At 64.1% G+C, this 17,498-nt stretch carries 16 protein-coding genes; 4 read left to right on the forward strand and 12 right to left on the reverse strand.

Annotation, left to right across the window (positions count from 1 at the left end; genetic code table 11):
* Positions 1-158 precede the first annotated feature (158 nt).
* The 7 genes from holA to DLM46_RS02325 form a co-directional block, all read right to left on the reverse strand.
* Positions 159-1,286: a DNA polymerase III subunit delta gene (holA, locus tag DLM46_RS02295; RefSeq protein WP_115099063.1), complete on the reverse strand. Its 1,128-nt coding sequence runs from the start codon at positions 1,284-1,286 to the stop codon at positions 159-161.
* A 69-nt stretch (positions 1,287-1,355) separates the two neighbouring features.
* On the reverse strand, positions 1,356-1,907 hold the full coding sequence (locus tag DLM46_RS02300) for an LPS-assembly lipoprotein LptE (RefSeq protein WP_115099064.1): 552 nt from the start codon (positions 1,905-1,907) through the stop codon (positions 1,356-1,358).
* A gap of 91 nt (positions 1,908-1,998) precedes the next feature.
* The gene (gene leuS / locus DLM46_RS02305) at positions 1,999-4,593 is read right to left on the reverse strand and encodes a leucine--tRNA ligase (RefSeq protein WP_115099065.1); all 2,595 of its coding nucleotides are present in this window, start codon (positions 4,591-4,593) and stop codon (positions 1,999-2,001) included.
* A gap of 194 nt (positions 4,594-4,787) precedes the next feature.
* Positions 4,788-5,222: an ExbD/TolR family protein gene (locus tag DLM46_RS02310; RefSeq protein WP_115099066.1), complete on the reverse strand. Its 435-nt coding sequence runs from the start codon at positions 5,220-5,222 to the stop codon at positions 4,788-4,790.
* Positions 5,223-5,251: 29 nt separating this feature from the next.
* Positions 5,252-5,971, reverse strand: coding sequence for a MotA/TolQ/ExbB proton channel family protein (locus tag DLM46_RS02315; RefSeq protein ID WP_115099067.1), 720 nt, complete (start codon positions 5,969-5,971; stop codon positions 5,252-5,254).
* A gap of 65 nt (positions 5,972-6,036) precedes the next feature.
* A complete protein-coding gene (dapB, locus tag DLM46_RS02320) occupies positions 6,037-6,834 on the reverse strand; it encodes a 4-hydroxy-tetrahydrodipicolinate reductase (RefSeq protein WP_115099068.1) in 798 nt (265 codons plus the stop codon).
* 205 nt (positions 6,835-7,039) lie between these two features.
* Positions 7,040-7,888, reverse strand: a complete 849-nt coding sequence (locus tag DLM46_RS02325) for an outer membrane protein assembly factor BamE (RefSeq protein ID WP_115099069.1) — start codon at positions 7,886-7,888, stop codon at positions 7,040-7,042.
* A 158-nt stretch (positions 7,889-8,046) separates the two neighbouring features.
* Between DLM46_RS02325 and fur the strand changes: the two genes are divergently transcribed.
* Positions 8,047-8,475 (forward strand): ferric iron uptake transcriptional regulator, encoded by a 429-nt coding sequence (gene fur, locus DLM46_RS02330; RefSeq protein ID WP_012434340.1) that lies wholly within the window; start codon positions 8,047-8,049, stop codon positions 8,473-8,475.
* Between the two features lie 210 nt (positions 8,476-8,685).
* Here fur and DLM46_RS02335 read toward each other — a convergent pair whose 3' ends face one another.
* From DLM46_RS02335 to DLM46_RS02345, 3 genes are all read right to left on the reverse strand, one after another.
* Positions 8,686-9,198: an ureidoglycolate lyase gene (locus DLM46_RS02335; protein ID WP_115099070.1), complete on the reverse strand. Its 513-nt coding sequence runs from the start codon at positions 9,196-9,198 to the stop codon at positions 8,686-8,688.
* A 14-nt stretch (positions 9,199-9,212) separates the two neighbouring features.
* Positions 9,213-10,223, reverse strand: coding sequence for an allantoicase (gene alc, locus DLM46_RS02340; protein ID WP_115099276.1), 1,011 nt, complete (start codon positions 10,221-10,223; stop codon positions 9,213-9,215).
* Positions 10,224-10,327: 104 nt separating this feature from the next.
* Positions 10,328-11,656 carry a C4-dicarboxylate transporter DctA gene (locus DLM46_RS02345; protein WP_115099071.1) on the reverse strand — a complete coding sequence of 443 codons (1,329 nt, stop codon included), beginning with the start codon at positions 11,654-11,656 and terminating at the stop codon, positions 10,328-10,330.
* 226 nt (positions 11,657-11,882) lie between these two features.
* On the opposite strand from DLM46_RS02345, the gene DLM46_RS02350 reads away from it, so the two are divergent.
* On the forward strand, positions 11,883-12,581 hold the full coding sequence (locus DLM46_RS02350) for a FadR/GntR family transcriptional regulator (protein ID WP_115099072.1): 699 nt from the start codon (positions 11,883-11,885) through the stop codon (positions 12,579-12,581).
* Positions 12,582-12,671: 90 nt separating this feature from the next.
* On the opposite strand, the gene gap is transcribed toward DLM46_RS02350, so the two are convergent.
* Complete coding sequence (gene gap / locus DLM46_RS02355) at positions 12,672-13,682, reverse strand: type I glyceraldehyde-3-phosphate dehydrogenase (protein WP_006051892.1); 1,011 nt, start codon at positions 13,680-13,682, stop codon at positions 12,672-12,674.
* 95 nt (positions 13,683-13,777) lie between these two features.
* On the reverse strand, positions 13,778-15,799 hold the full coding sequence (tkt, locus tag DLM46_RS02360) for a transketolase (RefSeq protein WP_115099073.1): 2,022 nt from the start codon (positions 15,797-15,799) through the stop codon (positions 13,778-13,780).
* A 464-nt stretch (positions 15,800-16,263) separates the two neighbouring features.
* Between tkt and DLM46_RS02370 the strand changes: the two genes are divergently transcribed.
* Both DLM46_RS02370 and DLM46_RS02375 read left to right on the forward strand, forming a co-directional pair.
* The gene (locus DLM46_RS02370; RefSeq protein WP_115099074.1) at positions 16,264-16,677 is read left to right on the forward strand and encodes a VOC family protein; all 414 of its coding nucleotides are present in this window, start codon (positions 16,264-16,266) and stop codon (positions 16,675-16,677) included.
* 18 nt (positions 16,678-16,695) lie between these two features.
* Positions 16,696-17,436: a 16S rRNA (uracil(1498)-N(3))-methyltransferase gene (locus DLM46_RS02375; protein WP_115099075.1), complete on the forward strand. Its 741-nt coding sequence runs from the start codon at positions 16,696-16,698 to the stop codon at positions 17,434-17,436.
* The last annotated feature ends 62 nt before the right edge of the window (positions 17,437-17,498 follow it).

Consider the following 17,498-nt stretch of genomic DNA (forward strand, 5'->3'; position numbering starts at 1 on the left):
GCTTTGCTCGGCGCGGCAGCGGTGGGTCCAAGGGCTTGACGCTCTGCGTCCTGAACGTCGGCGTCAAGAGACGCCTTCAAAACCACCGGCGCCGCAACTCACGCCTGACCGCTCTTGCGCATCGAGCCGCGCCAAGGCGCCGCGGCAGTCAACGCGGATCAGACTGGCCTTCGTCCCGATGCCGACGCGGTTGCCGCCGGGCGAGGTCGCGGTGGCGGCACTGACGGCGCGTTTTTCGGCGCAGCCACCGTCATGGCCAGTTCGAACAGGCCGTCCCAAGGATCGGGCGGCGGATCGTTACGATGATTGCCCGGCGTGCCGCCGGACAGGCCCTTCACCTGCCGATCCAGCCGCGCGGCCAAAGCAAGCGCTTTCTCCAGCGCGCCCTCGGTGACGCGCGACAGCGCCGGTCCGATCAGCCGCTCACGCGGACCCCACACGCGGTTCTCGCGCACCAGCATCGCAAGCGGCTTGCCCGCCGCGACGCCGCGCTTGATCCGCAACAGCGTGCGCACTTCTTCGACGACCGCCCACAGCACCAGCACGGCAGCCTCGCCTTCGCCGCGCAAACCGTCGAGCATGCGCGACAAACGGCCGACGTCGCCCGCCAGCATCGCTTCGTTCAGCTTGAAGACGTCGTAACGGGCGACGTTCAGCACGGCGTCCTGAATCTGTTCGAAGCTCAACGTACCGGCCGGATAGAGCAGTCCGAGCTTCTGGATCTCCTGATGCGCGGCAAGCAGATTGCCTTCCACGCGCTCGGCGATGAACGCCAACGCGCGCCGCCCTTCTTCGCCGGCGGCGACTCGCTGGCCTTGGGCCGCGAGACGCTGGCCGACCCAGTTCGGCAACTGCGCGCGCTCGACCGGATCGATTTTCAGCGCGACGCCCGCATCGGCCAGCGCGGTAAACCATGCGGACTTTTGCGTGGCCGCATCGAGCCGCGGCAGCGTGATCATGGTCAGCACGTCGTCGTTGACAGCGCCGGCGAGGACCTTCAGCGCATCCGCGCCTTCCTTGCCGGGCTTGCCCGACGGAATGCGCAATTCGACCAGTTGGCGGTCGCCGAACAGCGACATCGACTGACTCGCGCCAAGCAGCGAACTCCAGTCGAAGCCGCGTTCGACGGTAAACACCGAGCGGTCGGTGAAACCGGCCGCCCGCGCCGTCGCGCGAATCCGATCGCATGCTTCCTGCGCGAGCAGGTGTTCATCGCCGTACACGACGTACAGTCCGGCGAGTCCCCTGGCGAGATGCGCTTCAAGCGCCTCAAGTCGCAATTGCATGGCTACCGATCGGCGAGATTGACCAAATAAGACAACGACGACAAAGCAACGAAGACAAAGCGGCGACGCTCACAGCGGCGGCGGCGGCAACGGCGCGCGCGGCGCGACCGCCGGCACGCCCTGGCCCGGTGCCGGATGCAGCGACTTCACGATCGCCAGACGGCGCGTGAGCTGGTCGATCGCGTCGTTTTCCATGTCGGCGAACAGAATGTCGGATTCCGCGGCCTTGGCCTGCGAGTACTGGTCGCTATAGGTCATCGCGCGGTTCAACGCGATCACGCTCGGCGGAATCAGCACGGTGCCGTCTTTGCCGACCAGCGTGTAGTTCATCGAAAGATTCATCTGATACTCCTCGACCACGCCGAGCGAGTTCAAGGTCAGCGTGCTGGTGCCGCGGCCTTCGGTGATCTGCAGCGTCGCGTCGGCATTCGCGACCGAACTGACCACCACCGTATCGCTGCCGCCTTGCACGATGCGCGCGAGCCGCGCGCCGGCCGACGCCGAACCGCCGGAGATATAGAGGCGTTTGAATGCGTAGTCCTGCTGGCCGCGCAACTGGAAGCCGCAAGCGGTCAACATGAGCACGCTGCAAGCCAGCGTCAATAACGATCTGCGAGTCACATTGGCTCCTGGTTCGCAGTAGATTCCGCAGCACAGACAAGCGCCGCCGCACGCGGCAGCGTCCTGTTCGCTGTCATGTTTGCGTGCGCCGTCAAACGACCACGTTCACGAGGCGGCCCGGCACCACGACGATCTTCTTCGGCGCCTTGCCTTCGCTGAACTTCGCGACCATTTCGTGAGCAGCCGCGATCTGCTCGATCGCGTCGCGCGAGGCGTTCTTCTCCACCGTCAGCGCGCCACGCACCTTGCCGTTCACCTGCAGCACGAGTTCGATCTCGGCCTGCTCCAGCGCCTGTTCGTCGACCTTCGGCCACGGGGCGTCGAGCAGCGGCCCGAATTCGTCGGCATAACCGAGTTCCTGCCACAACTGGAACGTCTGATGCGGCACGACCGGGTAAAGCACGCGCAGCATCACGCCGTACGTCTCGCGCAGCACGGCGGGTTGGGCGCCCTTCGCGCTGTCGAGCGCGTTGAGCATCTTCATCGCCGCCGACACCACCGTGTTGTACTGCAAACGCTGATAGTCGAAGTCGGCCTGCTTCAGCACGCTGTAGATCTCGCGGCGCAGCGCCTTGTCCGCTTCGCCGAGTTGCGCGGCGTCGAACTTGCCGTCCGCGCGCAGCGCGGCTTCGTTCGCGTGGCCGAAGCCCCACACGCGGCGCAGGAAGCGGCTCGCACCTTCCACGCCCGAACCGGACCATTCGAGCTGTTGCTCGGGCGGTGCGGCGAACATCACGAACAGACGCGCGGTATCCGCGCCGTACTGGTCGATCAGCAATTGCGGATCGACACCGTTGTTCTTCGATTTCGACATCTTCTCGACGCCGCCGAGCACCACCGGCTGGCCGTCCGCATTCAGCACGGCGCCGACCGGGCGGCCCTTGTCGTCGAACGAGACGGTGACCTCCGCCGGGTTGTACCAGGTCTTCTTGCCCGCTTCGTTTTCGCGGTAGTAGGTTTCGTTGAGCACCATGCCCTGCGTGAGCAGGTTCCTGGCCGGCTCGCCGAACTTGACGAGACCCAGGTCGCGCATCACCTTCGCCCAGAAGCGCGAGTACAACAGGTGCAGGATCGCGTGCTCGATGCCGCCGATGTACTGGTCCATCGGCGCCCAGTAATCGGTGCGCTCGTCGACCATGGTCTTCGCATCCGGCGCCGCGTAGCGGTAGAAGTACCACGACGAATCCACGAAGGTGTCCATCGTGTCGGTTTCGCGCCGGGCCGCGCCGCCGCACGTCGGGCAGGTGCAGTTCACGAACGCTTCGGATTTCGCGAGCGGGTTGCCCGTGCCGTCCGGCACGAGGTCTTCCGGCAGCACGACCGGCAGATCTTGTTCCGGCACCGGCACGTCGCCGCACTTCGGGCAGTGGATGATCGGAATCGGCGTGCCCCAGTAACGCTGGCGCGACACGCCCCAGTCACGCAGACGCCACGTGACCTGCTTGTCGCCGAGGCCGAGTTCCTTCAGATCCGCGGCAATCGCGTCGACCGCCTGCTCGTAGTTGAGACCGTCGTACTTGCCGCTGTTGATGCAAACGCCGCCTTCCTTGTCGCCGTACCATTCTGCCCAGGCTTCGGTCGAGAATTCCTTGCCCTCGACGGCGATCACCTGCCTGATCGGCAGACCGTATTTCTTCACGAAGGCGAAATCGCGTTCGTCGTGCGCCGGCACGCCCATCACCGCGCCTTCGCCGTAGCTCATCAGCACGTAGTTGCCGATCCACACTTCGACCTGTTCCTGCGTCAGCGGATGCGTGACGTAGAAGCCGGTGCGCATGCCCTTCTTTTCCATCGTCGCGACGTCGGCTTCGGCGACGCCGCCGCGCTTGCATTCCTCGATGAAGGCTTGCAGCTCCGGCTTGTCTTTCGCGAGACGCGTGGCGAGCGGATGCTCGGCAGCGATCGCGCAGAAGGTCACGCCCATGATCGTGTCGGCGCGCGTGGTGAACACGCGCAGCAGCTTCTGCTCGCCGTCGATCTCATACGGGAAACCGAAGTTCACGCCGAAGCTCTTGCCGATCCAGTTCTGCTGCATGATCTTGACGCGCTCGGGCCAGCCGAGGCCTTCGAGATCGTTCAGCAGTTCGTCCGCGTACTGCGTGATGCGCATGTAGTACATCGGGATTTCGCGCTTTTCGACCAGCGCGCCCGAGCGCCAGCCGCGGCCGTCGATCACCTGCTCGTTGGCGAGCACGGTCTGGTCGACCGGGTCCCAGTTGACGGTGCCGGTTTTCTTGTACGCGATGCCCTTTTCGAGCATCTTCAGGAACAGCCACTGGTTCCACTTGTAGTAATCGGGACTGCAGGTCGCGACTTCGCGCGACCAGTCGATCGCGAGGCCCATCGACTGCATCTGCTTCTTCATGTAAGCGATGTTGTCGTAGGTCCACTTTGCCGGCGGCACGTTGTTGGCCATCGCGGCGTTTTCCGCCGGCATGCCGAACGCGTCCCAACCCATCGGCATCAGCACGTTGTAGCCGTTCATCCGCAGATAGCGGTACATCACGTCGTTGATCGTGTAGTTGCGCACGTGCCCCATGTGCAGCTTGCCCGACGGATACGGCAGCATCGAGACGCAATAGAACTTGGGCTTGTCGGTGGTTTCCGTCGTCTTGTACGCGTCAATGGCGCGCCATTGCCCTTGCGCGGCGGATTCGACGTCGGAGGGAACGTATTTTTCGTGCATGGTGTGATGGGATCGCTGGGTTCGGTGCTTTTGCACCGGGCCTGGTGCTCTGCTGGATGAAATGGCGTCGTTTCCCCTGCTGCTGGGGAAAAGGCCGATTATACCGTTCGCGGACGGGTACGCCCGCGTGGCATGGTGCGCGAGCCCGACACGGCTCGGCCTGAGCACAGCCGGATTGGCGCTACTGATTGGCGCTACTTCTGGCTCGCGCCCGGCGGCGGCGGGTCGGTCACGAAGCCGATCCGCTCGAGCCCCGCCTGCTGCGCCGCGCCCATCACCTGCGCAATCACCTCGTAGCGCGTCGAGCGCTCGGCGCGCAGGTGGATCTCGGGCTGGTCGGCCTCTTTGCCCGCTTGCACGAACCGCGCGCGCATCTGCTCAAGCGTGATGACGTTGCCGTTCCAGTACAGCTTGCCGGCGGCATCGATTGAAAGGGAAATGGTTTGCGGCGTCTGCCGCGCGGACGCAGCGGCGACTTTGGGCAGATCGAGCCGGATCGCGTGCGTGAATAAAGGCGCGGTAATGATAAAAATCACCAGCAGCACCAGCATCACGTCGATCAGCGGCGTCATGTTGATGTCGGCCATCGGCGCGGCCGTGTGCCTTTTCTCGAGTCCGCCGAATGCCATGTCGACTCCTCCTGCCTGAGCGGGCGCGCCTAGCGGGCCGGGGCCCGGGCGGGGACTTGCTGCGGTTGGGACTGGGGCTGGATCTGGTCCGCCGGCGCGCACACGTAGGCGTGCAGATCGTGCGCGAAGCCGTCGAGATCTTCCGTCAACTGCCGCACCAGGCGCCCGAGGATGTTATAGGCGAGCACCGCCGGAATCGCGACCACGAGGCCGAAGGCCGTCATGATGAGCGACTCGCCGACCGGGCCCGCGACGTTCTCGATCATTGCCTGACCGCTCGCCGCGATGCTGCCGAGTGCGTGATAGATGCCCCAGACGGTGCCGAGCAAGCCGACGAACGGCGCCGTGCTGCCCACCGAGGCCAGCAGTACCTGACCGAACTCGAGCCGCCGCTGCGACGCGCTGAGCGCCTGACGCAACGCCCGCAGCACCCGCTCGCTGCGCTCCACGCGGGCGAGCAGCGCGCCCGGAATGTCCACTTCGACCGCATGCAGCGCGGCTTCGGCGAGCGGCGTGAAAACGCGCTCGCGATCCACGCGCCTGAGCGCCGCGACGCCCTCGGAAAGCGTGGGTGCCTGCCAGAACTGCGCGATGGCGCGCGTCGCCTGACGTTTTGCGCGCCCCAAGATCCAGCTTTTGACGATCAGAAAGCACCAGCTCGCAATCGACATAGCCAGCAGCACATACGCGACGGCATGCGTGATCGCGTCGCTCGTTTGCAGGTAATGAGTAATGCCGCTGCCTGCCATCTGACCTCGCCTTCGGAAAATGATTACCGGGGCACAAACGGGGCCGCGACGGCCCCGTGAGATGCTCAACGCAGGCCGAGCACGTCCTGCATATCGAACAGGCCGTTTGCGTGCCCTTCGAGGAAGCGCACTGCGCGCAGCGCGCCTTGCGCGTACGACAGGCGGCTCGCCGATTTGTGCGTGATTTCGATGCGCTCGCCGATGCCCGCGAACAGCACCGTATGGTCGCCGACGATATCGCCGCCGCGAATCGCCGAGAAACCGATGGTGGACGGATCGCGTTCGCCGGTCACACCTTCGCGGCTGTAGACGGCGCAGTCGTCGAGATTACGGCCGAGCGCGTTGGCGATCACTTCGCCCATCGTCAGCGCGGTGCCCGACGGCGCGTCGACCTTGTGACGGTGATGCGCCTCGATGATTTCGATGTCGTAGCCGGTCGCGAAATGCTTCGCGGCGTATTCGAGCAGCTTCAGCGTCACGTTGACGCCGACGCTCATGTTCGACGCAAACATGATGGCAATCTTGTCCGCGGCCGCACGCAGCAGCGCTTTCTGCTCGTTGTCGAAACCGGTCGTGCCGATCACCATTTTCACGTTGTGACGCTGCGCGGCTTCCAGATGCTTCAGCGTGCCCTCGGGGCGCGTGAAGTCGATCAGGTAGTCCGATTCGGCGAACACGCGCTCGATGTCATCAGTGAGCGCGACGCCCGTCTGCTTGCCGAGAAACGCACCGGCGTCCTGACCGAGTTGCGGGGAGCCTGCACGGTCGAGCGCGCCGGACAGCGTGGCGCCGGAATCGTTAAGGACGGTTTCGATGAGCATCCGGCCCATACGGCCCGACGCGCCAGCAATGGCAATTTTCATGGCTATGAGGCTTGGAAAAGACAAAAAACGGACAAAAGCGCCGGCGGCGGAAAACCCACGCAAACACCGCACATAACGTGAAAAGCAGAAAGTCCGGCGGGCGCCGCACACGGCGCGTGGCCCTGTGTGCGGCGCCCGTGCACGGTGATTACGCCGTGTCCGCGAGTGTTCCGCGCAGTACCCGTCTAAAACACGGACCGCTCGATCAGCCGCCCGTTCCCGACGTTGCGGGAGAAGAGGTCAGCGGCGCGTTATACGTCGGGCCGCCGTTGCTGCTTTGCGGGCCCGTCGGTCCCACCGGATTTTCCTGCGGGCCCGGCACCTGCGGCGGCGGCGGACGGTGGAACTGGAACTGCGGCTGGCCCGCGGCCGTGGGTCCCTGCGGCGGCACACCGCCGCCGTTGGCGGTCGGCGCGGTCGAGCGCACCGACGACTGCGTTCTGCCCGACGGCGCCTGCACCGCATTGGTCGCACGATTGGCGGCCTGCGCGGCTTCGGCGTTGGGGTCCGTGGACGGCGCAGCCACTGCGGCGGCCTCCGCGGACGGCGAGCTCGTGGTGTCCACCGTAACCGGCGCGCTGGCGGCGCTTACGGCGCTCGCTGCGGCCACCGGCGCGCTTGCTCCGCTCGCCGCGGTCGGCACGGCGGCAGCCTTCTTGCCGCGCTTGTCGCCGTCGATTTCGGCCAGCAGCTCGAGGTTGGACGGCAGATCGTCGCCGCCCGACCAGCTGGCGACACGGTCACCCGCGAAGGTCACCACGAAGTCGCGCTGTTGCACGACATTAGTCGAGCCGCGCTTGAAATAGAACACGTAGTCCCAGCGATCCGCGTGGAACATGTCGGTGAGCAGCGGCGTGCCGAGCACCTGGCGCACCTGTGCGCGCGACATGCCGACCTGCATCTGCGAAGCCGCTTCTTTCGAGACGAAATTACCTTGCACGACGGTAATCCGATACGGCGTGATGCGTTGTGCAACGCGCTGCGTCAGGCTGTCGTAGGTGGAACATCCGGCAAGAACCGCGACAGTCACAGCAGCGATCAAGGTACCCCGCATGCGGCTCCCCCGGTAGATCAATTGAGATTTTGAAATCATTTCACTCACCGTGCGGGCCCGAGGACGAGCCGCGCGAGTTTCATTCCATCGAAGATGACCAGAACGGCAAAAACACATTACTATGAGAGCCCAGCATTGTACTCTAGGGATCCCTTGTCATGACCAATCCAACCGATCTCAAGAATATCGGGCTCAAGGCGACCCTACCGCGCCTCAAAATCCTTGAGATATTCCAGCATAGCCCGGTACGCCATCTGACCGCAGAAGACGTCTACCGCAACCTGCTGCATGAGGAACTCGATATCGGCCTGGCAACCGTGTATCGCGTGCTGACGCAGTTCGAGCAGGCCGGCCTTCTGTCGCGCAGCAACTTCGAATCAGGCAAGGCGGTATTCGAGCTGAACGAAGGGTCGCATCACGATCACCTCGTGTGCCTCGATTGCGGGCTCGTCGAAGAGTTTTTCGACTCCGAAATCGAAAGCCGCCAGCAGTCCATCGCGAAGGAACGCGGCTTCAAGCTGCAGGAGCACGCGTTGGCGCTGTACGGCGCCTGCACGAAGGAGAATTGCCCGCATCGCAAGCATTGACGCGGGGTTGCGGCCGCGCCGGGGGGCGCAGTCGAGCAGGCGAACGCAAAAAGACCCGGCCGATGAAAATCGGCCGGGTCTTTTTTTTACGTACGATTACGAGGTGCGCGGCGTCGCAGCCGCGCTGCGCCTTCGGCCTCGAAGCCGGCCTTGAACCCGGCTTCGAGTCCAGCCCGGAATCCAGCTTTATCGCCGGCCCAGCTTCAGGCCCTATTCCGCCGTTGCGAGGCTGGCTTCGAACACGAGCCGGCGCGGCTCGGCCAACGATACTTCGTCGCAGTTGGGTTGTTCGCCGCCACGATCCACCACGACAAAATCGCTCACCTGTCCGAGCGCGAGCAGCGGATGGTGCCAGACGCCTTTCCCATAGTTCACGCCCTGCCAGCCGTCGGTCCAGAAAGCCCGCATCTGCGCCGGATCGAACTCGCCCGCCGGCGCGACGACCACCAGATACCGGCGCGTAGTTAAAGGAACGAAAGCCTGGCTGCCCAGCGGGTGCCGCTCCATCATCGCGATTTCGACCGGCAATGTCCGAGGTTGCGCGCGAAATAAGCTGAGCAGCGGCCGCCCGCCGTTTTCCGTTACGTCGACCTCGGCAAGGTCGTGATAGCGCTCGGTCGTCCCGCCGTTGATCGCGAAATGGCGCGCGCCGTCCAGCTCGATAACGTCGCCGAACGGCGCAAAGGCCGCGCGCGTCAGACGCTCCGTCTGCAATGTCTTCATCGACACGACTCCTGTCAGGCGATCTCGCCCCACAACCGCAGGCGCGACACGCCGCCGTCCGGAAAGATATTGAAACGCACATGGGTCACCGGCCCGAGCGACGCGAGTTCCGCGGCGAACGTGTGCACGTGGTCCATTTGCAGCTTCTGTTCGTCGAGCAGCACCGGCCAGAACATCGCCTGGGTGACGAGCGAATCGTCAGTGCCGCCCGTGACCGACGCCGCCTGCAGCGAACAGCGGTCGGGGAAATTGCCCTTGAAGTGCGCCGTATCGACTTCGATCTTACGAATCACGCCTGGCCGCGCGAGCGCGACGATCGCCCAGTCGTTGCCCGGCTCGCGACGGCGCCGGGTCTCCCAGCCGTCGCCCATGTTGACGCCGCGCCCCGGCATCAGCATCTGCGAGGCCGGGCCGAAATGCTGGTTGTTCGCGGCGACGAGGTACGCGCCGTTTTCGATCGCGGCGAGATCCAGCAGCGTACCGCGCTCGACCCGTGCCCAGTCGCGCTGCGGCTGGCCGTACACGCGCAGGCGCGCGAGACCGCCGTCCGGATACAGATTCACGCGCAGATGCGTGAAGGCGCGCGCATCGTTCACTTCGACGTAATGGTGCTGGTTGCCCTGTAGCGTGGTCGCCGGCACGAGCGTTTGCCAATCGGCGTTGTCCGGCGGGACCTCGCCGTCCACGTGACATGCGTCGATCGACGCGGCCGGCGGGAAGTTGCCGGTGAAGTGGCTCGTGTCCAGATCGACGCCGTGCACGACGCCCGGCCGCGCCAGCCTGATCACGCAATAGTCGTGGCCGGTGGTGCGCTTGCGGCGGGTTTCCCAGCCGTCCATCCACTTGCCGTGGTCGTCGTATTTGCCGGGAATGAACACCGCCGGCTGCGGCTCGAGCATGCGTTCTTTCGGCGCGAAGAATTCATCGCTGGCGTAAAGCGCCTTCGCCCCCAGACGCGGGTCGGCGAGGTTCATGTAGCGACGGGTGAAAGCAGGAGCGTTGGGGTCGAGGATTGGATTAGCCATAGTCTCGGTCAGGCGACAGTGAGTGTTGGGAGCAACAACCGGCGGATTCACGGCATCCGCCGGCCGGAAAGCGCGCGGCATCGGCTCGCGCGAAATCGGGTGAATCAGACCGCGGGAGCGTGATCGCCGGCGGCAGACTCGACGCCCGGGCCTTCGCCGGCGGCCACGAAGCGCAGCGCGGCGTCGCGGTTCAGCACGCGCTGGGCGCGGCCCCGGTCGATATCGTTTTCCCACACGGCGACAACCACCGTGGCGACGCAGTTGCCGATCAGGTTAGTGAGCGCACGGGCAATGCCGACGAACCAGTCGACCGGCAGGATCAGCACGAGACCGAGCACGGGAATCGCCGGAATCGCGGACAGCGTGGCAGCCAGAATCACGATCGCCGAGCCGGGAATGCCGTGCGCGCCCTTCGACGTCACCAGCGAAACCAGCACCACTACGATCAGATCGTGCATCGACAGCGGCGTGTTGGTGGCCTGCGCGATGAAGATCACCGCGAGCGTCAGATAGATCGAGAAGCCGTCGAGATTGAAGGAGTAGCCGGTCGGAATCACCAGCCCGACGGTCGAATCCTTGACGCCCATCCATTCGAGCTTGCGCATGACCTGCGGCAGCACCGCATCCGACGAAGCCGTGCCGAGCACAATCGACAGCTCTTCGCGCAGATAGCGGATCAGCTTGAAGATGCTGAAGCCAGCCAGACGCATCACGATACCGAGCACGACCACTACGAACACAATGCAGCTCGCGTAGAAGACCAGCACCAGCATGCCGAGTTGCTTGAGCGATTCCACGCCGTAGGTGCCGGTGGTGAAGGCGATCGCGCCGAGCACGCCGAGCGGCGCGAGTTTGATGATGAAACTCATCACGCGGAAGAACACCTGCGCCAGTTCGTCGATCAGGCTGCTGACACGCTGCGCCTTATTGCCGAGCAAGGACAGCGCCGAGCCGAACAGCACGGAAAACACGAGAATCTGCAGGATGTCGCCGGTCGCGAATGCGTTGATCGCCGTGTCGGGAATGATCTTCAGAAGAAAACCGGCCGTGTCCTTCAGGCTCTTCGCGTGCTCGGTGTAGGTGGACAGCGAAGCGGCATCGAGCGAATGCAGGTCGATGTTCATGCCGACGCCCGGTCTCGTCACGTAGGCCAGCACCGCGCCGATCACGAGCGCAATCGTCGTCATGATTTCGAAGTAGATCACCGCCTTCAGTCCGACGCGCCCCACTTTGCGCAGATCGCCAGCATGCGCCATGCCGCTCACGACGACGCAAAAGACGATTGGGCCGATCACCATCTTGATCAGCTTGAGAAAGCCGTCGCCGAGCGGGCGCAGCGATTGGGCGAAATGCGGGAACACGGCACCGAGCACAATGCCCACCACCAGCGCTATGACGACCCGGCCAAACAGTGAATTGAAAAACTTCAACACGGCTTCCTCCTGGTTAGGATTCACATCTGTTCAGACTGGTCCGACCAGTGCTGTTATGTCGAATAGTAGGAAGCCGATATACTGACGTCAAGGATTCAAAACACGGTGTTTACCCGTTCCTTTTGCCGGATTTCGGGGCTGGATTGCTCAGGACGGGCGGCTATCCGTACGAACGTTCAGAACGCGTATTACAATGCTGGTCAGACCGCGCCACAAGTGAGCCAGGATGAAAAACGTTCCGCACACCGTTACCGATGCCGCCATCTCGACCATCCGCGAACGGATCGAAGCGGGGGCCTATCCGGTGGGCAGTTTGCTGCCGGCGCAGCGCCAGCTGTCCGAAGAACTGGCGATCAGCCGCGCGTCGCTGCGTGAAGCGCTGTCCACTCTCGAAGCGCTCGGTTTGCTGGTGATACGCCCCGGTAAGGGCGTGTATGTGGAAAGTGCGCAGGCTACGGCTGCGCGATCGTGGCGCTTCGCGGAGCAATCGTCGCTGCCGGATACTTACCAGATGCGTTTCGCGCTTGAAGGTTTTGCCGCGCGAATGGCGGCGCTGGCCGTCAGCGACGCCGACCTCGCATGGTTCGAAGACAATGTCGCGGCGATGCACGAAGCGCTCGCCTGCGAAGAACTCGACGAAGCCGCCCGGCTCGACTACGACTTCCACATGCGAATCGTGAGCATTGCCGGCAATGCGGCCATCGAATCGATTTTGCGCAGCAGCGCGGACATCATGAAGGAGAGCCAACGGCTGCCGTTCTATCGGCGCGAGCTTGTGCTGTCCACCTACCACGAGCATCGCGCGATTCTCGACGCGCTCAAGGCGCGCGACTGCGCGGCGGCCGGCAAAGCGATCGAAACTCATATCGCCAACGCCGCGCAGCGCGCCGGCGTTTACTTCCCGACCCCGCAGGCGCGGGCGTAAAAAAAGCTGCTCCGAAGAGCAGCTTTTTTGTTCCTGCGGCCAGAGCCGCCGGGCCTACGAAGCAGACAGCTTGCTTCGCCTCATTTCGCCTTATTTCGCGTTAGCGAGCGCCACAGCCGTGTCCAGCATGCGGTTCGAGAAGCCCCACTCGTTGTCGTACCAGCTCGACACCTTCACCAGACGGCCCGACACCTTGGTCAGCGTTGCGTCGAATGTCGACGAAGCCGGGTTGTGGTTGAAGTCGATCGAGACCAGCGGTGCGTCGTTGTAGCCGAGGATGCCCTTCAACGCGCCTTGCGATGCTTCCTTCATGATCGCGTTGACTTCCTCGACCGTCGTGTCGCGCGCGGCGATGAACGACAGGTCGACGACCGACACGTTGATCGTCGGGACGCGAATCGCGTAGCCGTCCAGCTTGCCGTTCAGTTCCGGCAACACCAGGCCGACAGCCGATGCAGCGCCGGTCTTGGTGGGGATCTGGCTGTGCGTGGCCGAACGCGCGCGGCGCAGGTCTTCGTGGTACACGTCCGTCAGAACCTGGTCGTTCGTGTACGCGTGAATCGTCGTCATCAGACCGTTCACGAGGCCGATCTTGTCGTTCAGCGGCTTGACGAGGGGTGCCAGGCAGTTGGTCGTGCACGATGCGTTCGAGATCACCGTGTCCGATGCCTTCAGCACGTTGTGGTTCACGCCGTAGACGATCGTTGCGTCGACGTCCTTACCGCCCGGCGCCGAAATGATGACCTTCTTCGCGCCGCCCTTGATGTGCGCGCTGGCCTTTTCCTTGGTCGTGAAAAAGCCCGTGCATTCCATCACGACGTCGACGTTCAACTCGCCCCACGGCAGTTCGGCCGGGTTGCGATTGGCCAGCACGCGGATCTTGTCGCCGTTGACAACGAGGTAGTCGCCGTCCACCGACACTTCGCCTGGGAACTTGCCGTGCGCCGTGTCGTATTGCGTCAGGTGAGCGTTCGTCTTGGCATCGCCAAGATCGTTGATGGCGACGATTTCGATATCGTGCTTCTTGCCGTTTTCATAGAAGGCGCGCAGCGTGTTGCGGCCGATCCGGCCGTAGCCGTTGATTGCAACGCGAATCGTCATGGTCTATCTCCTGATGGCTGAAAAAAATACGTCCGTTTCGTCTGACTGGCTGCGTTGCCGCGCGTTCGCACGCATGCGGCAACGCTTGCCGAAGATCAGCCGAGTGCGGCTTTAGCCGTCTCTACGACGTGCTCGACGGTGAAGCCGAAATGCTTGAACAGCACGCCCGCCGGGGCCGATTCGCCGAACGTGTCAATGCCGACCACGCCGCCTTCCAGACCCACATACTTGCGCCAGAAATCCGTGACGCCCGCTTCGATCGCGACGCGGCGCACACCGTGCGGCAAGACGCGTTCCCGGTAGGCGGCGTCCTGCTTGTCGAACACCGTGGTCGACGGCATCGACACGACACGCGCCGCAATGCCTTCGCGCGCCAGCGGCTCGACGGCCTTCAACGCCAGTTCGATTTCCGAACCTGTTGCGATCAGGATGACCTTGCGCGCGACGATCTCGTCGTTCCAGTCGCGCAACACGTAGCCGCCCTTTTCGATGTTGGCGATCTGCGCGTCCGTGCGCTCCGAGAACGGCAGGTTCTGACGGCTGAAGATCAGGCACGACGGGCCTTGATGCTCGACCGCGTGAGTCCATGCCACCGCCGTTTCGACCGTATCGGCCGGGCGCCACACTTGCAGATTCGGAATCAGGCGCAGGCTCGCGACATGTTCGATCGACTGGTGAGTCGGACCGTCTTCGCCGAGGCCGATCGAGTCGTGCGTAAACACGAAGATCGACGGCGCCTTCATCAGCGCGGCCACGCGCAGCGCGTTGCGGCTGTAGTCGGAGAAGGTCAGGAAGGTGCCGCCGAACGCCTTGAAGCCGCCATGCAGCGCGACGCCGTTGATCGCGGCGCTCATACCGAACTCGCGGACGCCGTAGTTCACGTAGTTGCCGGCGGCTTTGCCTTCCGGGTTCACGCGCACGGGCTTGGCGGCCTTCCAGTTGGTCAGGTTCGAGCCGGTCAGGTCGGCGGAACCGCCGAGCAGTTCCGGCAGCACAGCCGACAGACCTTCGATTGCTTGCTGCGATGCCTTACGCGTCGCGACGGTCTCCGCGCGTTCGTTCGCAGCGGCGATGATCGCCTGCGCCTTTTCCTTCCAGTCGGCGGGCAGTTGCTTCGCGTTGCGGCGCGTGAATTCAGCCGCTTCCTGCGGGTATTTCGCCGCGTATTGCGCGAATGCCTTGTCCCAGTCGGACTCGAGGCGCGCGCCGGCCTCCTTCGCGTCCCACGCTGCGTAGACTTCCTGCGGAATCACGAACGGCTCCCACTTCCAGCCGATGGCCGCGCGGGTCGCCGCGATTTCCTTTTCGCCGAGCGGCGCGCCGTGCGAATCGTGGCTGCCGGCCTTGGTCGGCGCGCCTTCGCCGATAACGGTCTTGCAGCAGATAAGCGTGGGCTTGTCCGATTGTTTGGCTTGCTTGATCGCGGCATCGACTGCGTCGACGTCATGGCCGACCACGTTCGGAATCACGTTCCAGCCGTACGCTTCGAAGCGCTTGGGCGTGTCGTCGTGGAACCAGTGGACCACTTCGCCGTCGATCGAGATGCCGTTGTCGTCGTAGAACGCGATCAGCTTGTTCAGCTTCAGCACGCCGGCGAGCGAGCAGGCTTCATGCGAGATGCCTTCCATCAGGCAGCCGTCGCCGACGAACACATACGTGTGGTGGTCGACGATCTTCGCGTCGGGCTTGTTGAATTCGGTGGCGAGGAGCGACTCGGCGAGCGCCATGCCGACTGCATTGGCCAGACCCTGGCCGAGCGGGCCCGTGGTGGTTTCGACGCCCGGCGTGATGCCGTATTCCGGGTGACCCGGCGTCTTGGAATGCATCTGGCGGAAATTCTTCAGCTCTTCGATCGGCAGGTCGTAGCCGGTCAGATGCAGCAGCGAATACAGCAGCATCGAGCCGTGGCCGTTCGACAGAATGAAGCGGTCGCGGTCCGCCCAATGCGGATTCTTCGGGTTGTGGCGCAAATGGCGCGACCACAAAGCTACGCCGATTTCGGCCATGCCCATCGGCATGCCGGGGTGGCCGGAATTCGCCTGTTGAACGGCATCCATGGACAACGCGCGGATCGCGTTAGCCATCAGGGAGGTGTGTGCGGGAGACGGGGTCGTCATGTCGAGTCCGAAGACAGAGTCCAAAAAGCGGTGCGCGCTTGAGGCCCGGAAGCTCGGAGGCCAGTCCGCCTCGGCGCACGGTGCGGCGCCGGGAGACGCGAAACGGGCAGAGCAAACGGACTAGGCTGAAAGCGTGACATTCTAACAGAACGTCGCCCCGCCCCTCGCGCGCCCCCCCCTCGTTGCAACGCTAACTGTCCGCGCATCGAACGGGGGATCGGCGATGCCGCGCGTGACGTCGCGTCCCGTCGACGAACTGAAGCATTGCGACGCGGCCATGCACGCCGGACTGTTCTCGGCTTCTCAGTCCGTGCGCGATAAACTAAGTCAATTCTTAAAGCCATCGCGGTGACGCAGAGGCAAAATGCACGGTCCGGTCGGCACGCTATCGGTTATCGATACGGCGGCCGCCGGCCTGGCTTCTCAGCACGCGCCCCGCAAACCGAATAGATCCGGAGAAATCCATGACCGCCCCCCGCCCAGCCGGTGTGCCCTGGTTGACCCCCTATCTCACGGTACGCGACGCGCGTGCCACGACCGCGTTCTTCGAAGCGGCATTCGGTTTCGAAGTACGCGACAGTGTCCAGGACGACGGTGTTGTCATGCATGTCGAGATGACCTATCAAGGCCAGTTGATTGTGATGTTCGCGCCGGAAGGCGCGTTCGGCTCGGCTGCGAAGACACCCAAAAGCGCAGGCGCGATCGCGCCGCAATCGTTCTATGTCTATGTCGAGGATGTCGACGCGGTTTACGCGCGGGCGCTGGCAGCCGGCGCAAAATCGCTGAGCGAGCCACAGGATCAGTTCTGGGGCGACCGGTTTGCCCAGCTCGAAGATCTGGACGGCTACCGTTGGGCGCTCGCTCGCCACCTTTCCTGAACCAATGAGTATTTTTTGATGCCCCGTTTCTTCGTCGGTACACCTCTTCAGCCCGGCGACATCATGCCGCTTCCCGATGACGTCATGCGCCACATTCTCGTGCTGCGTTTGCAGCCCGGCGATTCGATCGTGCTTTTCAACGGCGAAGGCGGCGAATACAGCGCCGAACTCGTCGAAGTCGAACGCCGCTCAGCCAAGGTAAGGATCCACGAATTCCGCAATATCGAAGTTGAAGCGCCGTATCGTCTGACGCTCGCTCAAGGCATCGCCGGCGGCGACAAGATGGACTGGCTGATCGAAAAGGCGGTCGAACTGGGCGCATCCAGTTTCGTGCCGCTCACCACCACACGCAGCGTCGTGCGTCTTGCCGGCGACCGCGCGCAACGGCGCCATGCGCACTGGCAAGGCGTCGTGCGCGCCTCGTGCGAACAGTGCGGGCGCAACCGCCTGCCGGACATCATGCCGGTACGCGAGATCGCCGCCTGGCTCGGCGCGCTGCCGCGCGAACCCGAAGAGGGCGAGCTGCGAATCCTGCTGTCTCCACGCGCGAGTATCGGCTTTTCGGCGCTGCCGGCCAATCCGCCGCGCGGCCGCGTGACCGTGCTGGTCGGACCGGAAGGCGGTCTTTCGGCCACTGAGGAAGCGGCGGCGACCGATCAGGGCTTCACGGCCGTCGGTCTCGGTCCACGCGTGCTGCGTACCGAAACCGCCGGTATCGCGGTGCTCTCGGCCCTGGCGGCTCGCTGGGGCGGCTGGTAAGCCGCCCTGACGCGCGGCGCCTTGCGGAGCGGGGCAATCCGCGCGGCCGAACCGAGCACCAG

The organism is Paraburkholderia lacunae, from assembly GCF_003353175.1.
Lineage (GTDB): Bacteria > Pseudomonadota > Gammaproteobacteria > Burkholderiales > Burkholderiaceae > Paraburkholderia > Paraburkholderia lacunae.